The sequence below is a fragment of the Vibrio sp. OPT41 genome (genome assembly GCF_015163595.1).
GTDB lineage: Bacteria > Pseudomonadota > Gammaproteobacteria > Enterobacterales > Vibrionaceae > Vibrio > Vibrio alginolyticus.
Window position 1 is genome coordinate 52581 of sequence record NZ_JADDYH010000009.1, and the last position, 22631, is coordinate 75211.

Below are 22631 nucleotides of genomic sequence, written 5' to 3' on the forward strand. Positions count from 1 at the left end.
TGCCCTTGTTGATAAATCTGAAAAAGGTGATGAAATAACCTTTCCGACTGGTTTCCTTGCTTTAACCCGCATGATATTATTTGTGATGTTATATTATTACATTTAGTTTGATGCCGTGATTTCTCGACCAATACTCTCCGTTAATAATCTCAGCCTTATAGACTCAGAACGCACACTCTTCAAAGACATTTCTTTTGAGCTGTTTCAAGGTGAAGTTCTTGCCATTATGGGACCTTCCGGCATTGGTAAATCCATGTTGTCGAAAGCCGTCGCAGGTTTTTTGCCGTCTGATATTTGGGTAGACGGAAGTATCCAGCTTAACAGCAGTGAAGTCGCACAAACTGCCATGCTGCAACGCAGTCAATCGCAGCGTCCTGCGGTCATTTTCCAAGATGCACTTAAAGCGCTGAATCCATTGGCGTCTGTCGAACAACAACTGTGTTTGGCATTGACGGGCAACAAAACACGCTTGTCTTCAGCAAACCGAGACACGGTGACGACCTTGTTGTCTCAACTCGGATTTGCAGATCCAAAAGCAGCATTGGCGCAGCATCCAAGCCAGCTATCTGGTGGTCAGCGCCAGCGTATTTGTATTGCGATCGCGTTGCTTGGTAGTGCCAACTTGATCATCGCGGATGAGCCCACCAGTGCGCTCGATCCAATCACCGAAGCGGAGATCCTTGAGTTGTTTCGCAGTAGTGTTCAGCAACGCAACATCAGTGGTTTGTTGATCACGCACGACCTATCTGCGGCTTTGGCGTGTGACAAAGTCTTGGTGATTGCGGACAACACCATGGTGGCTTATGGCGCACCATGGCAAGCCATTCAGCAAAGTTCGCATCCTTTCTGCCAACAACTTGCGCAACTGCTGCCTTAACCTCATCTCTGGAGCCTATTTTGACTAAGCACAACTTGAGCGGGCACACGCAGCCTAAATCGGCGGAAGTTCGCTTTGAGCAAGCCAGTGTTCACTATTACTCCAAACCAAATTGGTTGGGGGGCAAACCGTTTAAAGCGCTCGAACAATTGGATCTTGCCATCGACACAAAGAACATTGCGATTGTTGGTCCTTCTGGCGCGGGTAAATCGACCTTGATTGAACTTCTATTTGGTCTTCGTAAACCCACATCTGGTGAAGTGTATGTGTGTGGCTATCCGCTATCGCGTAGCTCGGCTAAGCAGCGCCAAGAGTTGTGTCAGCACATTCAATTGATTCCGCAAGAGCCGCAGTCGAGCTTGAATCCTTATTACACCGTTCGTCAGATCTTACTGGAGCCGCTAAGCAATATTGGTTTAACGCAAGAGCTTAACGAGAAGGTGGAAAAGGTTTTGGCGGATGTCGGTTTAGATCTCACATTGTTGGAGCGTAACCCGCAGCAGTTATCGGTTGGGCAAGCGCAACGTGTGGCTATCGCCAGAGCTTTGATTGTCGAGCCTTGTGTTTTGGTTGCCGATGAGCCAACCAGCAGCCTAGACCCCGTCAGTCGTAAACAGATTCTCGACCTGTTGGCAGGCATTCAAAAGAGTCGTCAGATGCGCCTGATTTTGGTGACACATGACCTCGATGCGGCACAAACCCTATGCGATGAAATCCTAGTGTTAGACAAAGGACGCGTTGTCGAGCACGGCACGGCACAAAACGTGACAAATAATCCATCACACTTGATCACGAGAGCCTTGATGAGAGCTCAACACAAAAGTAATGAATTCACAAAAACCATTGGAGAGGTTTCTTATGCACCTTAGTACTCCCAAGTTAGCTTTGTCGCTGGCTTTAAGCGCACTGCTGACGGGTTGTTTTGACTCTGGCGAAAGCAAGCCAGAAGCGGGAAAAGCAGCTGCACCGCAAGCAACGGAAATTCGCGTTGCCATGATGCAACCACCACGCACAGGTTTGTCGCCATTTTCAGATGACGCGTTCAAACTGTCACGTTGGAGCACGGCAGAAACGCTAGTGAACCTAAACGATCAGTCGGTAGCAGAGCCTATGCTGGCAACAGAGTGGGAACAAGTTGACCCAATGACGTGGCAATTTAAGGTACGTAAAGGCGTGAAATTCCACGATGGTTCTGAGCTTGATGCCAACGCGGTCGTGAACTCTCTGCAAAAAGCATTAGATGCCGCACCTAAACCACGCATCTTGGACGGTATCGAATGGCAAGTTCGCGCATTGGACGACTTCACTGTTGAAATCAAAACGACCTTTAACGATCCACTGTTGCCAAGCCGTCTTTCTAGCCCACAGCTAGCGATCCTTTCTGGTGCTGCATATCAAGAAAACGGTCGTGTTGTGCCAATCAATGCGGGTACGGGCCCATTCGTTCTGACAGAAATCAACGGGACAACCAGCGCTAAATTGAAGCGTTTTGATGGTTACTGGGGTGAAAAAGCGAAAGTAGATAGCATTTTTGCGGAATACGTACCAAACGGTTTTGCTCGTGCTGCTGCACTACGTACCGGTGAGGCGGATGTAGTTGAAGCCGTTCCTGTTTCGCAAATCGCGATGATGGAATCTTCACAACTGCATGAAGTTGCAATGCCACGTACCAACACGCTTTACCTAAACAATAAATCAGATGTGTTTAGCCAGTTCGGTTTGCGTAAAGCAGCGGCTCAAGCGGTTAACCGTGAGCAAATCATCAAAACGGTTTACGAGAACCACGCCGATTCAGCAAAAGGTTTGTTAGGTCCTGCATTGGCATGGGCTCAACCAATTCGTGATGCGAACCCTCGTATGGAAACCATGGAAATGCGCCACGCGAACGGAGAGAAGATCACCATCGGTACATTTACCGACCGTGCTGAGTTGCCAGAAGTAGCGGTGCTGCTAAAGCAACAACTTGAAGCGGCTGGCTTTGTGGTTGAGCTAGACGTTCGTGAATACGCACAAATCGAAAACGATGCACTAGCAGGTAAGTTCGATGCGTTCTTGTTGTCACGTGCAACGGTGCTGGATTCTGGCGATCCAGTGGCGTACATGCAAAGTGACTTTAGCTGTAAAGGTTCTTACAACCTAGGTCAGTTCTGCTCTGAAGAAGTGGACGCAGCATTGAAACACGCTGATCGTCAACCTTTGGGTGAGAAACGCCAACAAGCGATCATCGAAGCAGAAAGCAAAATCCTTGAGCAATACGCTGTGATTCCACTGCTTCACGAGCGTGTAATCCAAGGTGAGAGTGATCGCGTGAAGAATGCACAACGTGACCCACGTGAGCGTCGCCTGATCGACCAGTTTACTGAGGTGAACTAACTCGATGTCGTCTGTTGCCAACATGCGTTCTCGTTGGAGCGCTTGTATGCCTGAATGGTTTACGCGTTTTTTGTCGCGCTTCCTGTCACTCGGGGTAGTGGTTGTGCTGGTGGGTTTGATGCCGGATATTGCCGGTATCGACCCAAGCCAATCAATCCTCCGTGCTCGTGCGGGTGCTCAACAATTGCTGACGGCAGAAGCTCTGCAAGCAATTCGAGAAGATCTTCAACTTGACCGCAGCGCTGCTGAGCGATTGTGGGATTGGCTGACGCTTGCCATGCAAGGAGACTTAGGTGTCTCTTGGGTGAGCGGCGCATCCGTGATGGAGAGCGTTCAACAAACCGCAAAAACGTCGCTATTACTGATGCTTACAGCGTTAGTTATGGCATTTGTAATGTGTATGGCGAGCGTCCTTTACACTGTGCGTCGTTGGCAACAGAATCGTTTAGACAAACATCATGACACGCTCAGTTCGGTGTTGGTCTCACTGCCTGAATACGTGATTGCTTCGTTGCTGATCATGGTGTTTTCCATTTGGTTGGGCTGGTTCCCGCCTTATGGTTGGCAAGGCGTGCAAAACCTCTGGCTACCAAGTTTGGCAATGGCATTGCCTGCTGCTGGCTTGTTTGGGCGCTTGCTCAATGACAGCCTCAAGCGTGTACTAGATGAGCCTTGGGTGATCAGTTGGCTATCGGCGAACGTCAGTAAGTTTCAAATATTACGCTTTGCCTTGTGGCGTGCTGTTAGTAACTTGATTCCTCAAATCGCAATGACGGTGATCGGTTTAACCGGCGGCGCGGTTGCTGTGGAGCAAGTGTTTTCCATTCCGGGTATCGGACGACTAATCTTAGGCGCGGCGAAGTCACAAGATCTGCCGATGCTGCAAGGTGGCTTGTTGGTGTTGCTGGTGTTCTCGATGTTGATCAGCAGTGCGAGCATCTTATTGCAACGCTGGTTACTCGGGCACAGTGTCACAAGTGGCAAGCTGATCAGCAGTCACAGTACGTTCCGTTTTACCCAAAACACCACCAAACGCATCGTCAGTGCGACAATCTTTGCGTTGCTGATTGGTTGTGCGGGATGGGCGTTAATGCGCGATCCTTACACCATCCAATTTACCCGCCTTGAATCGCCAAGCTTAGCTGCCCCGTTTGGTGCCGATGCGGTTGGTCGAGATCTGCTTGCTCGCGTTGGCGGCGGTATGATGTCGACAATCAAAATGGGCATCATCGCAACGTTCCTAAGTTTGGTGATTGGTTTGCTGCTCGGCTTCGTGACTCGTTATAGCCAAGGCTTAATTGAGATCACCAAAGGTGTGCCATACATTGTGGCGGGTCTGCTGATTGCTGGTCTAACGGGGATGAACCCAAACAGTGCCTTGATTGCGATTGTTATGGTGTCATGGGCACCATTAGCGGCGCACTGTGCAAGTTTGTTGATGGAAGCCAAAGCGCAGCCTTACACGCATCTTGCGCCCATTTGGGGAACCAGTCAGTGGCGAGTACTCCGTTACTACTTGTTGCCTTATGTGCTGCCGCCATTGATTCGTCATGCGTTTCTGCGTTTGCCGTACATCACGCTTAGCCTGACGTCTCTGAGTTTTATCGGACTTGGCGTTAAGCCGCCAGAACCTGAGTGGGGTTTATTGATTGCAGAGAATCTGCCTTACATTGAGCGCTCGCCATTAGGTGTCTTGCTGCCAATCTCAGGCTTAGTTTTGATGGCAATTGCAGTGAATTTGATTTTTGATGACAAGTGACGAGCAGCGATAAAGCGAAGTGAGCTTTCATATCCAGATGTAATCAGTAATTTGGTAATTTAGAAAACAAAAGGATGTGTTTTCTGCCAGAAAGTACACAGCACGGTCTATGTATATTGGAAGCACCTATAAATTAACGAGTATAAAAGTTACGCGAACTCAGATGTTTAGGTAGTGTTACTCTTTATACACACGTAATCCTTTATCCGTTAATTCTTGAGTGACCACTTCGGATAGGTTTCGATCGGTAATAATTCCGTCCAATTGCTCGATGTCTAATGCATGAAAGCTCGCTATCTGACCGTATTTAGTTGAGTCTGAGATCAGATAATTGGTTTGTGCCGCCTTGATGATTGCTTTTTTAACGAGAACTTTATTTTCATTAGGTGTTGATAAGCCTTTCAAGCTCCAAGATGAAGTCGAAATAAAGGCGATATCAATATTTAGCCCATTCAAGAACTCTGCGACTTTTCCACCAATGGTGGATTGGTTCTCGCGGTCAATTTTTCCGCCAGTGTGGTAAAGCTCACATTCACTGTGCGTCATAAGGAAAGCAGCAATAGAGAAGTCATTGGTGATCACTAAAAGATCATTACGATTTGCTATTTGATGGGCGATTTCTAGAGAGGTTGTTCCCGCATCCAAGTAAATCGTAGCGTCTTGACCAATTAACGTAGCCGCCAGCTTACCAATTTGAATTTTTTCATCCGCTTGTTGCTCGACCTTCGCATCATGGGAAAGTTCGGAATGTAGAGCTTGAGCGAGTTGCACTCCACCAGAAACAGAAACGACTTTACCTGAGGATTCAAGCTTCACGATATCACGACGAATGGTCATATGTGATACGCCAAGGTGGTCGGTTAAATCTGAAATGCTTAACACTTCTTGATGTGATAACAGGGATAATATGGTTCTTTGACGTTCTGCTGGGATCATAGTTTCACTTCTATATTCTTGTTTTTCAGTATCCTACCAATCTTTTCATTTGTTGTGAATATCTGTGAATTATGTTCTCAACGTTGTAAGAACAGCCTTCGCTTGTGTTAACTGCTCGGAATATCTCTGCCTATAAAGAGGTATATATCACGACATTGTTAATTTGTGTGAAAAAATGTGATTCAAAGCGAGGTCTTAGTATTAATATTCACATATAATCACATCAACCAAACAAGAATTAACAAAGTTTAATAGACCAGAAGGCATTGTTTTTATGAGTGAAGTTCAATCTGTAGGTGTTATCGGTTTAGGCTCTATGGGAATGGGCGCCGCAAAGTCATGTGTGCGTGCAGGCCTAGATGTCTATGGTTTCGATTTAAATTCTCAAGCGCTTGAAGAGTTAGGTTCATTCGGTGCAAAAGCTGTTTCTACAAATGCAGTTGAGTTTGCAGATAAGCTTGATTCGGTTCTAGTTCTTGTTGTGAACGCAGCTCAAGTTAACACGGTCTTGTTCAAAACCGGTCTTGCTACAGCGCTTAAGCCGAATACGCCAGTAATGGTTTCAGCAACCATCTCAGCAGAAGACGCAAAACAAATTGAAGCGAAATTGGCAGAACACAATCTTGTGATGCTTGATGCACCGGTATCTGGTGGTGCTGCAAAAGCAGAATTAGGTGAGATGACTATTATGGCGTCGGGAGCGCAAAGCACATTTGATGCACTTGAACCAGTACTCAACGCAACGGCAGCTAAAGTCTACAACATCGGTGAAGCGATTGGCCTAGGCGCAACTGTGAAGATTATCCACCAATTGCTAGCAGGTGTTCATATCGCAGCTGGTGCTGAAGCAATGGCATTAGCGGCACGTGCAAACATTCCTCTTGACCTGATGTACGACGTGGTGACGAATGCAGCGGGTAACTCTTGGATGTTTGAGAACCGCATGAAGCATGTAGTTGATGGTGACTACTCCCCTAAATCTATGGTCGACATCTTTGTGAAAGATCTAAACCTCGTATCGGACACAGCAAAAGATCTCAAATTTCCACTTCCTCTATCAAGCACAGCACTAAACATGTTTTTGAGTGCAAGCAATGCTGGTTTTGGCCAGGAAGACGACAGTGCCGTTATCAAGATTTTTGATGGTATTGAGCTTCCAGGTGTAGAAAACAAACAGAAATAAGCGCACGTAAAACGGAGAAAAAATGATGTTATTAGGCGTTATCGCAGACGACTTTACTGGCGCAACAGACATCGCAGGTTTTCTTGTAGAAAACGGCATGCGCACAGTTCAGCTTAACGGTATTCCAAAAGAAGAGATTGATGTAAACGCAGATGCGGTCGTGATCAGTCTTAAATCTCGCTCTTGTCCTGTAGATGAGGCAATCGAGGATTCAGTAGCGGCGCTTAAGTGGCTGCAAGCAAATGGCTGTCAGCAGTTTTACTTCAAGTACTGCTCAACGTTTGACAGCACAGCAGAAGGTAACATTGGTCCTGTAACGGATGCACTGCTTGCAGAGCTAGGTGAAGCGTTCACCATTGTATGCCCATCATTACCAGTGAATGGTCGCACAGTTTTCAACGGCCATCTATTTGTATTCCAAGACTTGCTAAGCGACTCAGGTATGCGTAATCACCCTGTGACACCAATGACTGATTCAAGCCTAGTTCGTATGATGGATGCTCAATCTCAAGGCAAATCTGGCCTGGTGAACTTCCAAATAATTGAACAAGGTCCAAAAGCGGTAATTGAGCGCTTTGAAGAGCTAAAAGTACAAGGCAACCGCTACGCAGTGGTTGATGCATTCAATGCAGAGCATCTTGTCACACTTGGCCAAGCGGCGAAGTCTCTAAAACTGGTAACTGGTGGTTCTGGTTTGGCTGCGGGTATTGCTAAGAACTGGATAGAGAGCCTTGAAGATCAAAGTGATGCGAAGCAAGAGGGGAACCCTAAAAAAGCACCAACCGTTGTGTTATCTGGATCTTGTTCTGTCATGACCAACCAACAGGTCGCTGTTTACAAAGAAAAAGCGCCACACTTTGCTATTGATGTGAAGGCGTGTCTGACGGAAGAAGACTACTCAAATCAAGTGTTTGATTGGGTCATGACCAACATCGAAAGCGAGTTCGCACCACTGGTTTACGCAACCGCAGATGCAGCGGCGTTAAAAGCGATTCAACAAGAGTTTGGCGCGCATGCTTCAAGTCACGCGGTTGAACAATTCTTTAGCCAACTTGCAATCAAACTTCAGCAGCACGGTGTGAAAAATTTCATCGTTGCGGGTGGGGAAACCTCAGGGGTTGTAACCCAAAGCCTAGCCGTAAAAGGTTTTCATATCGGTCCTCAAATCGCACCAGGTGTACCTTGGGTGAAGTCACTTGAAGGCGAGCTTTCTTTGGCTCTGAAATCGGGCAACTTCGGCGATGAGCACTTCTTTGCCAAAGCACAGTCGTTTTTTGAATAGGTGAGGTTGTGATGAATAAAGAATTGATGACAGAACAACAACTGCGAGAGCAAATGGTCACTATGGCTCGCTCTATGTTTGAACGTGGCTATGCGACTGGCGGCGCTGGCAACCTTTCTCTAAAGCTGCCTAATGGACACTTTCTGGCGACGCCAACTGGTTCCTCGTTCGGCCGCTTGATTGCTGAAGAGCTTTCGGTTGTGGATATTGATGGCAACCATATCTCTGGTGAAAAGCCATCAAAAGAAGTCGCTTTTCATCTGGCGATTTATCGAAATAACTCAAAGTGTAATGCGATTGTGCATCTGCATTCTACTTACTTGACGGCGCTTTCTTGTCTTGAAGGTCTAGATCGCGAGAATGCCATCAAAGCTTTTACACCTTACTTTGTAATGCGCATTGGCGAACTGCCAGTGATTCCGTACCTGCGCCCGGGCGACCCTCAGATTGCTGAAGAACTTGCGCAGCGGGCTAGTGACTACAGAGCTTTCCTCCTGGCGAACCATGGTCCAGTGATCACGGGTACGGACTTTGAAGATGCAGTGGATAACGCAGAAGAGTTAGAAGAGACAGCGAAGCTAGCGTTCATTCTTAAAGACAGCAACATCCGCTACTTAACGGATACTGAGATTCAAGACCTAAAAGGGAGAGGTAAGTAATGGCTAAATTCGCGGCAAATCTGACAATGTTATTCACAGAAGTTCCTTTTCTAGATCGTTTCGAAAAAGCACACCAAGCGGGCTTCAAAGCGGTGGAATACCTTTTTCCATACGCATTCGAAGCGCAAGAACTAGCAAGCAAGATACAGCAGTTTGGTTTTGAGCAAGCGTTATTCAACATGCCTCCAGGTGATTGGGATGCAGGTGAACGAGGTTTTGCAGCTATTCCGGGGCGTGAGGATGAATTTAAAACGAGCGTCGAGACTGCGCTGATGTACGCCAAGGCACTGAACTGTAAAAAGGTTCACGCTATGTCTGGCATTGTTGATTCACGCTTCACTCGTGATCAGCATATTGAAACCTTTATCTCAAACATTCGTTATGCAGCGGATAAGTTTGCCGAACAAGGTGTTGAGCTGATGATTGAGCCACTCAACAATCGCGATGTACCGAACTACTTCGTTGCACATCAACGTGAAGCGGTGGAACTCATCAAACAAGTGGCTCGTCCAAACGTGAAATTGCAGCTCGATCTCTATCACGCACAAATTATGGACGGTGATCTGAGTACGTTGATTCGCGATGTGGCGCCATACACAGGCCATATTCAAATTGCTTCTGTGCCTGAAAGGCACGAACCATCGGAAGGCGAACTGAATTACCCACACCTATTCAATGTTTTGGATGACTCTGGTTACCAAGGCTGGATCGGTTGTGAATACAACCCAAGGCATAGCACGCAGCTGGGCCTTAGTTGGGTTAAACCATACCTATAACAATTTTAATTTCTATCCATAAATAACTTGAAACCAATTACAAAAACAAAGGGTCGTGACTATGAATATTATCATAACTGGAGGGGCGGGTTTTCTCGGAACCCTACTTGCCAAATCACTACTAAAAGAAAACAAAGCTGAAAGTATTACTATTGTCGACATTCAAAAGTCGCGCTTAGAGGGCATTGATGACCGAGTCGTTTCTTTAGTCATGGATATGACAAAGCGAGAAAATATAGACCAAGTTATTACTGCCGAAACGACACACATTTTTCATTTAGCGGCAATTGTATCGAGCCATGCTGAGCAAGATTTTGATTTAGGCGTAGCTGTAAATCTGACGACCACACAGTTATTGCTTGAGCGTTGCCGTAAAGTAAACCCTAATATTCGTTTTACGTTTGCTTCATCTTTAGCTGTATTTGGTGGTGATCTTCCGGAAACGATTACACCAATAACAGCACTTCATCCTCAGTCATCCTACGGGACGCAAAAAGCTATAGGTGAGTTATTGGTGAACGACTATGCCCGTAAAGGCTTTGTTAAAGCTGTATCCGTACGTTTACCGACTATTTGTATTCGCCCTGGGAAACCAAACCTTGCCGCTAGCTCTTTCGTAAGCGGAATTATTCGTGAGCCTTTGAATGCTCAAGAATCAAATTGTCCTGTAGACCCTACGCTAAAACTTTGGATATCGAGCCCGTCTAGAGTGGTGGACAATATTCAATATGCAGGGCTAATGCCTTATGAGCAGTTAAATAATCTGTCCTATAGAACGCTTAATTTACCTGGTATTCAAACTACACCAGCTGAGATGATTCAAACAATGGACACTCTAATGGGTAAACAACTTTCTAATTATATTACCTATGAGCATGATGCGGGTATTGATCGTATTGTGAGTAGTTGGCCACAAAAAATTGATTGTACTAAAGAACTGGAGCTTGGATTTAAAGCAGACAGTAATTTCAAGGATGTATTACAACAATTTATTTCTGTTAACAATATGGAGATTGTCTAATGTTACCAACCTCAGTAATTGGACTAATAGTAGCCGTATCAGTCCTTGTTTTTCTTGTATTACGTACAAAAGTACATGTGTTAATTGCGATGTTAATTGCGGCATGTATCGCAGGTATTATTGGTGGGTTAAGTGTTGACGACACGATTGCGACCGTTAGCAAAGGATTTGGTGGAACATTAGGCGGTATAGGGATTGTCATCGGTCTCGGCGTTATGATGGGGGCTATTTTAGAGGCTTCTGGAGCAGGAGAAAGTATTGCCTATAATTTTATAAAGTGGTTAGGAAAAAAGAAAGAAGAGGCCGCTCTTGCTGTAACTGGCTATATTGTTAGCATCCCAATCTTTGTGGATAGCGCGCTTATCATTCTTTATCCAATAGCGAAGTCTTTGTCAAAAACGTCCAATCGCTCGATTTTAACGCTTACGGTTGCTCTGGCGGGCGGCTTGGTCGTAGCGCATCACGCTATTCCGCCGACTCCAGGGCCTTTGGGAGTTGCTGGTATCTTTGGTGTCGATCTTGCCAGCATGTTAGGTTTTGGTTTGATGATCGCAGCGCCTTGTGTCATGGGTATTGTTTGGTATGCAAGATGGTTAGAAAAGCAGTTTCCTGAATTCATTCCAACCGAACATTTCTCGAAGTCTAGTGAGCAACTGATTAATGATCACAAAGAGTACATTGCAAGTAAAGAAGCGAAAGACCTACCATCTTTAAGTAAATCTATCGCTCCAATTATTATCCCAATTTTACTTATACTTGCGAAATCAGTGATGGGTTTATTAGAGGGGACTTTCGGTTTCGAAGGGCTGACTGCAACAACATTTGGTCAATTTATCGCTTTTATCGGCAGCCCTACTATTGCACTATCAATAGCGACGTTATTAGCGGTTTACACATTGGGTAATAACCTTACCAAAGAAGAAGCGAATGAAAAGATGGAACAAGGAATCTCCACTTGTGGCATCATTTTGTTAGTAACAGGAGCTGGTGGTGCGTTAGGTGCCGTATTGCGTGAAACGGGTGCGGGCGCAGAGATTGCTAACCAAGTTGCAGGGCTTCCTATTTCTGCGGTTATGATTCCATTTATTATTGCGACGTTAGTTCGTATTATTCAGGGCTCTGGTACAGTCTCCATGATAACCGCTGCTTCTATATCTGCCCCAGTTTTAGTAAATATTCCTGACGTTAACCTTTTATTCGCAGCGACGGCAGCTACGATGGGATCTCTATTTGCTGGCTACTTTAATGACTCGCTATTCCATATTGTTAATCGATTAATGGGGGTGACTGAGGTTAAGAAACAACTCATTATTTGGACTATTCCAACAACAATTGCTTGGGCTATTGGTGGTTCATTAGTCATGATTCTTAACTTATTCTTCGGATCTCATGGTTCAATCTTTGATCCTGTGTTACCACTTGCTGTACTTTTGGGGTGTGTTGCATTTACAAAATCTTACAGCGCTAAGCACGTCGAATTACAAGAGGTATAAAGGTTTACTTGTACTCTTCCATAAAGTAAAAACCTATCACAATATGTATTTTTATCAGATAGTTTAGAGTTTTTTAATAATATGAACGGCCCTATGTTTGGGCCGTTTTAGTTCTTATAAATAAACTATTTAACTTGAACCGATATAGGTTCCATTTTCAACTTAATCAATATGAAATGGAATTTTTATTTCCCGCTTAGTAAGCGATTACCTATAAAGGATCTATTCGAGTTTAACCCTAGTGACTTTACTCTAGCGAAGTAGGGTTACTTTATATAAGAGTCCAGTACTTTTAATACGACTTCCATATCTTTTTCACGTTGAGTTTTGTCTTCCTCAAGTACAACGTGCTCAAGTAAGTGACCTTTAATTACTTCTCGCATCAAACCATTTACTGCTCCCCGAATAGCGGCAATCTGCTGCAACACATCTTGGCATTCATGCTCTTCTTCCAGCATTTTTTTAAGTCCATTCACCTGACCCTGTATTTTACTGACTCGAGTGTTGAGCTTCTTTTGATCTCTGGTTGTATGCGACATGTCTTATCTTCTTTAAGTTACGGGCCGAGTTATTCTAACTGATAATGTAGCACTCAATTTATACTGGGGGGTAGTATTTAATACTAGGGGGGAGTATAGTTTGCGATAAATTAGAATCAACAACAGAGAACAACAATGGATTTTGTCGCGTTACTACAACAAGGTAATGGGTGGTTCTTTATTCCCAGTGCCATTTTGCTTGGCGCTTTGCATGGTTTAGAACCTGGGCACTCTAAAACGATGATGGCGGCGTTCATTGTCGCTGTGAAAGGAACGGTCAAACAAGCCGTGATGCTGGGTTTAGCTGCCACACTTTCTCACACTGCAATTGTATGGTTAATCGCTGTTGGCGGGATGTATATTAGCCAGAAATTCACCGCTGAAGCGGCTGAACCATGGATGCAACTTATCTCTGGGGTCATTATCGTGACAACCGGCGTATGGATGTTTTGGCGAACATGGAGCGATGAGCGAGCTTGGAACAAAGCTCAGGATCATGCTCGCGATTGGACGACGCAAGTTGTGGATACAGGACATGGGCATGTTTCGCTTTCGATTACACAGGAAGGGGACCATCACCGTTTCCAGTTGCGAACACTCAGCGGTAAACCTTTAACTGCGGAAGGTATCAAGGTTTCGGTATCGAGTGATGGTTATCAACCTGCTGATATCTATCACTTTATAGAGCGTGATGGATACTTGGAATCGGCGTCTTGCATTGAAGTCTCTAATGGACTTTCTGTCACTTTGATCATCGGGCACCATGATCATACCCATGACTTTGATGTGCATTTCCGTCCTGGTTCTCATTTAGAAAGCGAAGATAAGGAATATCAAGATGCTCACGAGCGCGCTCACGCTTTAGACATTCAAAAGCGCTTTGAGAATCGAGACGTGACGAATGGGCAAATTCTGCTGTTTGGATTAACGGGCGGTTTGATTCCATGCCCTGCTGCGGTAACGGTTTTGCTTATCTGTTTGCAGCTTAAGGCAATGACTCTTGGTGCGACTTTAGTTGTGTCATTCAGTATTGGCTTAGCCTTGACTCTGGTTGCTGTTGGCGTTGTGGCAGCAGTGGGCGTGCAAAAAGCGACATCTAAATGGAGCGGTTTGAATGATGTTGCACGTCGAGCTCCTTACTTATCGGGCGTCTTGATCAGTGCAGTTGGTTTGTACATGGGTATGCATGGATACATATCGCTGACAAGTTAAACTCTGTGGTAAAGATTTTTTTCCTTTCTTTTTTTATGGGCAATGGCTTCATGCCTTGGTTTGCCTATTTTGCTGCCGATTCTTGATTGAGAATCACTCGATCTGACATCGCTGCCATATCTACAAACCAAGTCATTCTCGCTTCACCAAGCATCTCGGATTACAACCGCTGCAATTGTGGCTCTAATATCTGAACCTGAGATACTAAATGATAAAACGGGAGCACTGACCACAGTGCTCCCGACGGTCAAAACGCTAATTAGAAGTCTTTTCTTTAATGTTCGATACCAATTTGGTCGCATAGTTAAATTTAACTATGCAAACGTTTCCTTTTGCGTACTCGTCCCTTCGCCAAACCTCGTAGAAATGTGACGTTTTGAAGACTTTTTTTCCTTCTGTCTAAAGTAATCGGGAACCAAGCAGATACATAGTTATAAAGTTATGTCTTGCTCTGCCAAACAGACCCAAAATGCAGTTTGGTTGGTTTTGGAGAAGAAAGGCTTAGCGCTCGATTAATGAGCATCAATTGAATTGTATTGAGACAATTATAATGAAAAGAATCATCTTATTAGCAGTCTGCGCCATGTTTGGTATTGCTGTCGTGGCGAGTATGGCATCAACGTACCTAATTTCGAGTCAGAAAATCGATGACATCATCTTAAACAAATCCCAAGTTCAAGCTGAGTTTCTAGCGGGAAATGCGAGTTATATTTTGGAGAACTCAGCTAATCCAATGCAAGATTTACAATCGCTTGTTGAGGGGCTGAAACAACGTTCAGACGTGAGTTATGCCGTTGTAATTGACCGTAACGTAACGGCAGTAGCCCACAGTGATAAGCACAAGCTGAACAAAACCTATAACGATGAATATACTGTTGAAGGCGCGACGAGAGGTGTTCAACAGTACTCAAAGTGGTATGCCGATGTCCAGAAAGTATGGGTGTTTGACATCATGGCACCAATTTATGTGGATGGTCAGTTATACGGTACTTTTGATATCGGTATTCCTATTACTGAAGTGAGCCAAGCGACGAATGGAATTATTACTTACCAGTTGATCTCTATGGTGGCGATCTTCGTTATGTGTGTTTTGATTCTGTCACTTTTGCTAAATAAACTGATGAGACCGCTTTCTGCGCTTAAAGACGCTCTACAAGACATCTCAAAAGGAGACGGAGACTTAACCGTTCGTTTGCCAGCGAAAGGTAATGACGAAGTCGCGCAAATTTCTTCTGCTTTCAACGTTTTTGTTGGGAAAGTACATGAGATTATTACACAAGTTGTAAATACTGGTGTGGAGCTTAATAGTTCAGCTGTCGCTTTGCGTGGGCAATCTCAACAAGCGCTCACAAGAGGGCAAGAGCAGAACGAGCAAACCATGCTGGTTGTCACATCCATGAACGAAATGATTGCGACGGTCAATGAAATTGCCTCCAATGCTGCTGGAGCGGCAAATGCTGCGAGTGCAGCAAGTAATGAAGCGCAAGATGGCTACACGACGCTAGAAAGAACCAAAACGGCGATGACTAATCTTGAAAACGAGATGAACAGCACTTCCAACATTATCGTGAGTCTTGCTGAAAATACTCAGTCGATTGGTAGTATTCTAGAGGTGATTAGAGGTATTTCGGAGCAAACCAATCTATTGGCTCTCAATGCGGCTATCGAAGCTGCACGCGCTGGTGATGCCGGCCGAGGTTTTGCAGTCGTAGCTGATGAAGTTCGCAACCTAGCGACTAAAACGGCTCATTCTACCGATGAAATTGACAACATGATTCACCAGCTACAAACTGAAGCTCAAAGTGCGGTGAATTCAATGAGCAATAGTAAGACTCTTATTGAAGAAGGAACGGCAGAAACCGAGTTAGCTCGACAGGCTTTAGAAGCAATAGCTGCACAAGTGACGACTATTTCAGATATCAATACTCAAGTAGCAACCGCAACAGAACAGCAATCAACGGTAGCAAACGAAATTAATATGAACATGGATACCGTCAGCCACTCAGTGAAAAGTGCGCTAACGGCGAGTGAGCAACTAGAAGAATCAAGTCAACAACTCGCGGAGCTATCGCGAACACTCGATCGTCACGTAGGAGCGTTTAGAATCTAAACGCCAACTGACCCTCTTTAATAAAAGCCAGTAAATGTTAATTGCTGGCTTTTTTATTTGAAAAAATCGAGTCTCAAATCGCTTAGCGGTGTTTGTCCTTTCTAGACGATAAAACAGAATACGATAAATTAGTTGAGTAAAGCTTAGCTAGGCGTTAAGTTTTGCGTTTTGCTTTAAATGTTCAACAAACATAGATATTTTCTTAGCTACATGTTTTCTAGACGAGTAAAAGGCGTAAAGCACTAAATCCTCAGGTTCGTACTCTAGAGTGACGATTTCTAGCTCACCATTTTTGATCTCATTTTGGCATGACTCAATTGGCAATATTGCGTATCCAAGCCCTGATAACGCGCCATATCTGGCGAGATGACCGCTGTTTACTTTGAATGAAGATTGCACAGTTTGAGTAATATGGCCTCCAACAGGGTTTCTGAATACCCATGGTGCACCATTTACAGCGGTAAGCGTCGTGATGCAGGGAACATGACTTAGATCCGTAATTTTGTAAGGGGTGGCGTATTTCTCAATTAGTTGAGGCGCGGCTAAAATGGCACTGGGCCAGCGTTTTATCTCTCTCGCCACCCAGTTACTGTCTGACAAAGTCCCTCTATGAAAACTCAAAATGACATCAAAGCTGTCAATAACATCATCTTTAGGGTTTAGCGTTGTATCGCAAGACAAAGAGATTGACGGGTATTGCGTGCAAAAGGTGACAACCGCTTTGGCCAGTACAGGTGTGTCTGGCATAAGAATTCGCAGTTCCCCTGTTACCGTGTGCGAGTGGCGCGTTACCGTTTCTAGTGCGGCGTTGAGTTGCTCCAATAACGGACGAGTGCTGCTATAGAGCTCTTCTCCAGCCTCGGTAGGTGTCATTCGCCTTGTTGTTCTATTGAACAACCTAATGTTTAACTTTTCTTCAAGCAGGGCAATGTGTCGGCTGATATTTGATGTTGGTATATTCAAACACTCAGCGGCTCGCTTAAAGCTGTTGTTCTCATAAACACAGTGAAAACTTTTTAACCAGATTTGGTCAACGTTATCAAACATTTCATTATCCCACTTTATTGGATTATCAAGCCAGCATATCGCACTTTATCCCTGTACTAAGTTACATACAATTTTATTTACAAGTTTAAGCGAACAAACAACGAGATATCGCGCTAGAACGTAATCAATAGAGGTGAATTTATGAGCTGGTTAGAACGGTTATTTGAGAATAAAAATATAATAGGTTCGCGCAAAGCGTCTATCCCTGAGGGCGTTTGGACAAAGTGTCCTGAGTGTGAACAAATACTTTATCGTGCCGCGTTAAAAGAAAATTTGGAAGTATGCCCTAAATGCTCATATCACATGAGAATGGCTGCGCGTCAAAGGTTGATCTCTTTTCTGGACTATGGAACACAACAAGAGTTGGCAAGTGAGTTGGAGCCACAAGATATTTTGGGTTTTAAAGACTTAAAGCGATATAAAGAGCGAATTGCTTTAGCACAGAAAACGACTGGAGAAAAAGATGCGTTGGTGGTGATGGAGGGCAAGTTATTGGGGCTGCCTGTTGTTGCGTGTGCATTCGAATTCTCTTTCATGGCAGGCTCGATGGGCGCAGTGGTTGGCGAGAAGTTTGTCCGAGCAGTTGAAAGCGCAATTAATACAAAATCTGGGTTAGTATGTTTTTCCGCTTGCGGAGGGGCGCGCATGCAAGAGTCTTTGGTGGCACTCATGCAAATGTCAAAAACCAGCGCCGCGTTAAACCACTTATCTGAGCACAGATTACCCTATATCTCAGTATTGACGGACCAAACTTATGGTGGCGTCTCGGCGAGTTTAGCCATGTTAGGAGACATCAATATTGGTGAACCTAAAGCAAGTATTGGCTTTGCGGGAAGACGGGTCATTGAGCAAACGGTACGTGAAAAGCTACCAGACGAGTTTCAGCGAAGTGAATTTTTACTAGCGCATGGTGCGCTAGATATGATTGTCGATAGACGTGAAATGCGCGATCGCGTTGGCCGCTTACTGGCTAAGTTAACCAACGCGAGGGTGGTCTCAGAATAGGTTGTATTAAAGTTAGACTTAGTACTTGCGTTTATTGAGCCGTAATCATTACAAACCGTTCATTTTGCCCCCATCTTGGTTCCGCATTCATTAGGCTGAGATCCAACGCCGTTTGGTATGGGTCAACAGCAAAATGGTCGCTTACTAACCCCCAGAGCATCCAGTTGATTGCGGTTTCATTCTCGGTAAGCTCTTCGAGTGGCGCTTGGAGGAAAAAGTACTCATCTTCGCCATCGTAACCGAGCCGATCATAGATAATGTTGCGTAGCTCTCGATCCAAATCATGTTGGAGGTTGATTGAGTCGTACAGTTGCTCTTCTGTTGGGCCATTCTCATGGTGATAAACATTGCGTTTTGACTCTTTGTGTAAAGTACCTGCGCCAGTTTCAATGCTTACTTTCTTTTGCGAGTGTTGCTCAAGAACTTGAATGATTTCATCCTCTAGTTGATCGAGTTTACTCAGCAAAACTTGATTGTTTATGTCACCAGCGGGGGAGGCCATCGTTTGGAAGGCTTTCACTCTCTCGTAGACTGCTTTCCCGTGAGGAAGGGCTGCAAAACACTGTTCTTGGAGCGCTTCATTGGCTTGCCAAATGCCCGAGTAGAGCTCGTAATCATGTGTATATGGTGGAAGCTCTTCAGTATCTTCCCCTAATAATTCTCGCCAGTGCTTTTGCCACTGTTCTTCTTTTGCGTGTTTTACACGCGCGTATTGCTTAATCCAGCGGTTACGAAGTTTTACCCCAAAAATGGCAAGTCCCCATGGAGCGAGCAAATAAAAATAATAGTGAGAAGAGTTATCCCAAAAGTAACCGTAAACGTAAACACCAAAAGCAAGCACCCAAGTTCCAATAGTACAAGCAATAACCCCGGACATTATTGATGATTGGCGCTTTGTTTCTCTTAATGTATTACCTTCAGCACATAACCAAAAAATGCCGCCAAAAACAAAGGCAAACGTTGTCATGAAGTAGGCAAGCGCCGCTCCCAAAAATCCCCAAAGTGACATGTATTATCCCTAGCCAAATATCTGCTTATTCACTCATCAATGACTGGAGGAGTAAATGTGTTTGATTTGGCGGAGAATTTACCATTAATGCCAACCTTTTGATATGCACTCGATGACTTATTGGGAATGAGTCACAAATAAAAATAGATGGTATCAAGCATCAAAATTTAATTTAGAACCTTTGATTGTCGTGAACTCTATCTGGAAGAGTTAAGGGTGGAGTTTAAGGGCAATTTTCCTCATAAAGTCGTTATTTAGAAAAAGGTAAATTAATGTTTTTATTGATAATTGTGAGTTTTTTTTGGAGTGGGATTGCTCCCATTTAATTAGAGTAAAAGGCCTATTTTTGGGAGCGGTTTCATAAATTTTATGACACTGATTTCACTGTTTGAGCTGTAAAGAATATAAACCCCCACTCAATGTATGTTAATAATCAATGAGTGTTGTTATGTCTCATATCCGTTTTTTCCCGCGCCATCGTTTGGCGCTTGCTTGTATGCTAGCGAGTGTGTCTGGCTTCTCTTTTGCACAAAATCAGTGTGCTGTTGCTGATTTACAACAATCGCGAGATCTGGCTACTGCCGTTTCTGGTGCTGAGTATGATTGCTACCACGCTTGGTTTTCCGCACCTTCAGAAACGCTGAATGATATCTATAGTGAAGCGAGCCTAAGCCGTATCCAAGTCGCGCTGGATCAAGAAATCGCTCGCTATCGTGGTGAAGCAGATCAAGCTCGTATTCTAGAGAACCTAGGCGAATTTATTCGAGCGGCCTACTACGTTCGCTACAACGCTGGTACTGGTACACCTGAGTTTTCGCAAGCGTTGAGTCAGCGTTTTGCTCAGTCGACGAACCTATTCCTAAACAACCCTCATGCTTTGGATCAAGGTCGTGAACAAGTTGGTGCAATGAAGAGCCTGACTTTGATGGTTGATAACGTTAAGCAGTTGCCGCTGACCATGGATAGCATGATGGCCGCGTTGATGCACTTTAATCGTGAAACCGCGCAGGACACGCAATGGGTCGATGGTTTGAACAACTTGTTCCGCTCTATGGCAGGCCATGCGGCGAACGATGCGTTCTACCGATACATGGCAAACAATACTCACCATATTGATACGTTGGTGAAATTCGCATCTGATAATGCTTGGGCATTAGATACGGATGCAAGCTTTATCGTTTTCAATGCATTACGTGAAACTGGTCGTTTGCTCGCGAGCCCAGATCAGGAGACCAAACGCAAAGCATTGGCAGTAATGCAACAGGTGATGCAGCGTTATCCACTGGGTAGTGAGCATGACAAACTATGGCTTGCTGCCGTTGAAATGATGAGCTACTACGCACCAGAAGGCCTAAATGGTCTGAATATTGAGCAAGCCAAGCAAGATTTAGCTGCACGTGTAATGCCAAATCGTTTTGAATGTCAGGGACCTGCCATTATTCGCTCTGAAGATCTGACCGATGCTCAAGCAGCGAAAGCGTGTGAAGTGCTAGCGGCAAAAGAAGCCGACTTCCATCGAGTTGCGAATACGGGTAATCAACCTGTCGCTGATGATTTGAATGATCGTGTTGAAGTGGCGGTATTCGCGAGTAACGCTAGTTACGTTGATTACTCTTCATTCCTATTTGGTAATACAACGGACAACGGTGGTCAGTACCTAGAAGGTGACCCTTCAAAAGCGGACAATACTGCGCGTTTCGTCGCTTATCGCTACGCGAATGGTGAAGATCTCTCTATCTTGAACCTAGAACATGAATACACGCACTATTTAGATGCACGATTTAACCAATACGGTTCGTTCAGCGATAACTTGGCTCATGGTCATATTGTTTGGTGGCTAGAAGGTTTTGCTGAATATATGCATTACAAGCAAGGTTACCAAGCTGCGATTGAGCTGATTGCAGATGGTAAACTGAGCCTTTCCACTGTGTTTGATACCACGTACTCTCACGATACCAATCGTATCTATCGTTGGGGTTATCTAGCTGTTCGATTCATGTTAGAAAATCATCCACAAGACGTCGAAAGCTTGTTGGCATTGTCGCGCTCTGGCCAGTTCGAACAATGGGCACAGCAGGTGACGTCTTTAGGTCAACAATACGATGCTGAGTTTGAGCGTTGGTTGGACACATTAAAAGTGAAACCTGAGCAACCTGGTACAGACCCAGAAGAGCCAACAGAACCAACAAGCCCTGAAGCACAAGTGACTGAATTGACGGCGAACCAAAGTCTTCAGCTCAGTGGCGAAGCATACAGTGAAAAACTGTTCTATGTTGATGTTCCAGCTAACACCGTTAACTTCAATGTATCTATTGAGGGCGCGGGTGATGCGGATCTTTACATGAGCTACAACAAAGTTGCGCATTACTATGATTTCGAAATGAGTCAATATGCTGATGGCAGCAATGAAGAGATTGTGTTTGAACCAGAGCAAGATGGTTACGTTAAAGCGGGTCGTTACTACATCAGCTTAACTGGACGTGATAGCTATGACTCAGTAAATCTTGTGGCTGCGTTAGAAGTGGAAGCGCAAACACCGCCAACCCAAGTGCAAGATGATTTAGCACCTGTGGTACTAGAGTCTGGTGAAGCCAAAATGCTTACCGTTCACAAGCAGCGTTATGCAGCAGTTTATGTGCCTGAAGGTGTAGAAGAGGTTTGTGTATGGCTAACGGCTCACTCTCAAACTGGTAATGTCGATCTATACGCGAGTAGGGAGCATTGGCCTACAGTAGAGCAGCACGAGTATGCGTCCAACTATGCAGGCAGCAATGAATACCTTGCGATTCCTATTACTGAAGCAGGGTACGTGCACTTCGCTCTTCAGGCTCCAGAGCAAGGCGATGACGTTGAAATGCTAGTGCACTTCAACTAAACAGGTTCGATTAACTAAAGTCGAGATAAAACGTCGCTGATACAGCGACGTTTTTGTTTATATCGGACACGATTATAAACAAACAGCGGCGAATGCTAGTTAATCGGCTGATCTATCGAGTTATCAGTTGCCCTTTTTCTAAACGGCTTTAGGTTTGTATTGCAATTTACCGCGCACATAAACTTTTTTAGCGACGCGTTCTGTGACCTAGCTTCTGATTTGTGTTTCCCAAATAGATACAATATATATGCACCCCGTGCAATAAAGTGAAAAGGGAAAGACATGAAAACGCTTATTTATGAAACGTTGATTAGCCTTGCTAACCAAGAACCAGAACAACATGCAAGAATCCGACAAAATCTCTATGAACAGTTGGATCTGCCGTTCGATAAGCAGCTGGCTTTGTATTCTTGTGCCCTTGGTCCTGCAAGTTCAGGCAAGTTGGAGAGCAGTCAAGGCATTAACAACGCGGTAG

The 22631-nt window shown here is 44.8% G+C and carries 19 protein-coding genes; 15 read left to right on the plus strand and 4 right to left on the minus strand.

The features are described from left to right. The first annotated feature begins 115 nt into the window (after positions 1–115). Genes IQP38_RS00920 through IQP38_RS00935 form a run of 4 tightly spaced genes read left to right on the plus strand, consistent with a single transcriptional unit; the run spans position 116 to position 5009 of the window. On the plus strand, positions 116–877 hold the full coding sequence (locus IQP38_RS00920; RefSeq protein WP_193837191.1) for an ATP-binding cassette domain-containing protein: 762 nt from the start codon (positions 116–118) through the stop codon (positions 875–877). A 20-nt stretch (positions 878–897) separates the two neighbouring features. Beyond that, positions 898–1746, plus strand: a complete 849-nt coding sequence (locus IQP38_RS00925; RefSeq protein WP_193837192.1) for an ABC transporter ATP-binding protein — start codon at positions 898–900, stop codon at positions 1744–1746. Further along, the gene (locus IQP38_RS00930) at positions 1736–3250 is read left to right on the plus strand and encodes an ABC transporter substrate-binding protein (protein ID WP_193837193.1); all 1515 of its coding nucleotides are present in this window, start codon (positions 1736–1738) and stop codon (positions 3248–3250) included. The genes IQP38_RS00925 and IQP38_RS00930 overlap by 11 nt, the downstream gene beginning before the upstream one ends. 4 nt (positions 3251–3254) lie before the next feature. Beyond that, entirely contained in the window at positions 3255–5009 is a 1755-nt protein-coding gene (locus IQP38_RS00935; RefSeq protein WP_416222585.1) for an ABC transporter permease subunit, read from the plus strand. A gap of 177 nt (positions 5010–5186) precedes the next feature. Here the strand turns inward: IQP38_RS00935 and IQP38_RS00940 are convergent, their stop codons facing one another. Continuing rightward, positions 5187–5945, minus strand: a complete 759-nt coding sequence (locus tag IQP38_RS00940; RefSeq protein ID WP_005375354.1) for a DeoR/GlpR family DNA-binding transcription regulator — start codon at positions 5943–5945, stop codon at positions 5187–5189. A 274-nt stretch (positions 5946–6219) separates the two neighbouring features. Here IQP38_RS00940 and ltnD point away from each other — a divergent pair, with 274 nt between their 5' ends. From ltnD to IQP38_RS00970, 6 genes are all read left to right on the plus strand, one after another. Beyond that, on the plus strand, positions 6220–7128 hold the full coding sequence (gene ltnD / locus IQP38_RS00945) for an L-threonate dehydrogenase (protein ID WP_005375356.1): 909 nt from the start codon (positions 6220–6222) through the stop codon (positions 7126–7128). A 25-nt stretch (positions 7129–7153) separates the two neighbouring features. Continuing rightward, positions 7154–8410, plus strand: a complete 1257-nt coding sequence (gene otnK, locus IQP38_RS00950; protein WP_031777204.1) for a 3-oxo-tetronate kinase — start codon at positions 7154–7156, stop codon at positions 8408–8410. An 11-nt stretch (positions 8411–8421) separates the two neighbouring features. Next, positions 8422–9069, plus strand: a complete 648-nt coding sequence (locus tag IQP38_RS00955) for an aldolase (RefSeq protein WP_005385078.1) — start codon at positions 8422–8424, stop codon at positions 9067–9069. Then, complete coding sequence (otnI, locus tag IQP38_RS00960) at positions 9069–9845, plus strand: 2-oxo-tetronate isomerase (protein ID WP_047101720.1); 777 nt, start codon at positions 9069–9071, stop codon at positions 9843–9845. The genes IQP38_RS00955 and otnI overlap by 1 nt, the downstream gene beginning before the upstream one ends. A gap of 61 nt (positions 9846–9906) precedes the next feature. Beyond that, a complete protein-coding gene (denD, locus tag IQP38_RS00965) occupies positions 9907–10866 on the plus strand; it encodes a D-erythronate dehydrogenase (protein ID WP_017635260.1) in 960 nt (319 codons plus the stop codon). Next, positions 10866–12359: a GntP family permease gene (locus IQP38_RS00970; protein WP_005375369.1), complete on the plus strand. Its 1494-nt coding sequence runs from the start codon at positions 10866–10868 to the stop codon at positions 12357–12359. Before denD ends, IQP38_RS00970 begins: the two co-directional genes overlap by 1 nt. Before the next feature lie 266 nt (positions 12360–12625). On the opposite strand, the gene rcnR is transcribed toward IQP38_RS00970, so the two are convergent. Beyond that, on the minus strand, positions 12626–12898 hold the full coding sequence (gene rcnR, locus IQP38_RS00975) for a Ni(II)/Co(II)-binding transcriptional repressor RcnR (RefSeq protein ID WP_005375370.1): 273 nt from the start codon (positions 12896–12898) through the stop codon (positions 12626–12628). Between the two features lie 135 nt (positions 12899–13033). On the opposite strand from rcnR, the gene IQP38_RS00980 reads away from it, so the two are divergent. Further along, positions 13034–14110, plus strand: coding sequence for a nickel/cobalt efflux protein RcnA (locus IQP38_RS00980; protein ID WP_132936325.1), 1077 nt, complete (start codon positions 13034–13036; stop codon positions 14108–14110). A 550-nt stretch (positions 14111–14660) separates the two neighbouring features. After that, on the plus strand, positions 14661–16220 hold the full coding sequence (locus tag IQP38_RS00985) for a methyl-accepting chemotaxis protein (RefSeq protein WP_017635256.1): 1560 nt from the start codon (positions 14661–14663) through the stop codon (positions 16218–16220). A 147-nt stretch (positions 16221–16367) separates the two neighbouring features. Here IQP38_RS00985 and IQP38_RS00990 read toward each other — a convergent pair whose 3' ends face one another. Continuing rightward, positions 16368–17267, minus strand: a complete 900-nt coding sequence (locus IQP38_RS00990; protein WP_115386754.1) for a LysR family transcriptional regulator — start codon at positions 17265–17267, stop codon at positions 16368–16370. Positions 17268–17408: 141 nt separating this feature from the next. Between IQP38_RS00990 and accD the strand changes: the two genes are divergently transcribed. Continuing rightward, a complete protein-coding gene (accD, locus tag IQP38_RS00995; RefSeq protein WP_193837195.1) occupies positions 17409–18272 on the plus strand; it encodes an acetyl-CoA carboxylase, carboxyltransferase subunit beta in 864 nt (287 codons plus the stop codon). A 31-nt stretch (positions 18273–18303) separates the two neighbouring features. Here accD and IQP38_RS01000 read toward each other — a convergent pair whose 3' ends face one another. Then, positions 18304–19281, minus strand: coding sequence for a hypothetical protein (locus IQP38_RS01000; protein ID WP_193837196.1), 978 nt, complete (start codon positions 19279–19281; stop codon positions 18304–18306). A 448-nt stretch (positions 19282–19729) separates the two neighbouring features. Here IQP38_RS01000 and IQP38_RS01005 point away from each other — a divergent pair, with 448 nt between their 5' ends. Both IQP38_RS01005 and IQP38_RS01010 read left to right on the plus strand, forming a co-directional pair. Further along, positions 19730–22156 (plus strand): M9 family metallopeptidase, encoded by a 2427-nt coding sequence (locus tag IQP38_RS01005; RefSeq protein ID WP_193837197.1) that lies wholly within the window; start codon positions 19730–19732, stop codon positions 22154–22156. Between the two features lie 282 nt (positions 22157–22438). Further along, positions 22439–22631 (plus strand): PAS factor family protein (locus tag IQP38_RS01010; RefSeq protein WP_193837198.1); only part of this gene is annotated, 193 nt, incomplete at its 3' end.

What these genes read in the sequence shown, in the direction of transcription:
- IQP38_RS00930 (WP_193837193.1), top strand. Translation starts at nt 1,736, where the DNA reads ATGCACCTTAGTACTCCCAAGTTAGCTTTGTCGCTGGCTTTAAGCGCA.
- IQP38_RS00935 (WP_416222585.1), top strand. Translation starts at nt 3,255, where the DNA reads ATGTCGTCTGTTGCCAACATGCGTTCTCGTTGGAGCGCTTGTATGCCT.
- IQP38_RS00940 (WP_005375354.1), bottom strand. Translation starts at nt 5,945, where the DNA reads ATGATCCCAGCAGAACGTCAAAGAACCATATTATCCCTGTTATCACAT.
- ltnD (WP_005375356.1), top strand. Translation starts at nt 6,220, where the DNA reads ATGAGTGAAGTTCAATCTGTAGGTGTTATCGGTTTAGGCTCTATGGGA.
- otnK (WP_031777204.1), top strand. Translation starts at nt 7,154, where the DNA reads ATGTTATTAGGCGTTATCGCAGACGACTTTACTGGCGCAACAGACATC.
- IQP38_RS00955 (WP_005385078.1), top strand. Translation starts at nt 8,422, where the DNA reads ATGAATAAAGAATTGATGACAGAACAACAACTGCGAGAGCAAATGGTC.
- otnI (WP_047101720.1), top strand. Translation starts at nt 9,069, where the DNA reads ATGGCTAAATTCGCGGCAAATCTGACAATGTTATTCACAGAAGTTCCT.
- denD (WP_017635260.1), top strand. Translation starts at nt 9,907, where the DNA reads ATGAATATTATCATAACTGGAGGGGCGGGTTTTCTCGGAACCCTACTT.
- IQP38_RS00970 (WP_005375369.1), top strand. Translation starts at nt 10,866, where the DNA reads ATGTTACCAACCTCAGTAATTGGACTAATAGTAGCCGTATCAGTCCTT.
- rcnR (WP_005375370.1), bottom strand. Translation starts at nt 12,898, where the DNA reads ATGTCGCATACAACCAGAGATCAAAAGAAGCTCAACACTCGAGTCAGT.
- IQP38_RS00980 (WP_132936325.1), top strand. Translation starts at nt 13,034, where the DNA reads ATGGATTTTGTCGCGTTACTACAACAAGGTAATGGGTGGTTCTTTATT.
- IQP38_RS00985 (WP_017635256.1), top strand. Translation starts at nt 14,661, where the DNA reads ATGAAAAGAATCATCTTATTAGCAGTCTGCGCCATGTTTGGTATTGCT.
- IQP38_RS00990 (WP_115386754.1), bottom strand. Translation starts at nt 17,267, where the DNA reads ATGTTTGATAACGTTGACCAAATCTGGTTAAAAAGTTTTCACTGTGTT.
- accD (WP_193837195.1), top strand. Translation starts at nt 17,409, where the DNA reads ATGAGCTGGTTAGAACGGTTATTTGAGAATAAAAATATAATAGGTTCG.
- IQP38_RS01000 (WP_193837196.1), bottom strand. Translation starts at nt 19,281, where the DNA reads ATGTCACTTTGGGGATTTTTGGGAGCGGCGCTTGCCTACTTCATGACA.
- IQP38_RS01005 (WP_193837197.1), top strand. Translation starts at nt 19,730, where the DNA reads ATGTCTCATATCCGTTTTTTCCCGCGCCATCGTTTGGCGCTTGCTTGT.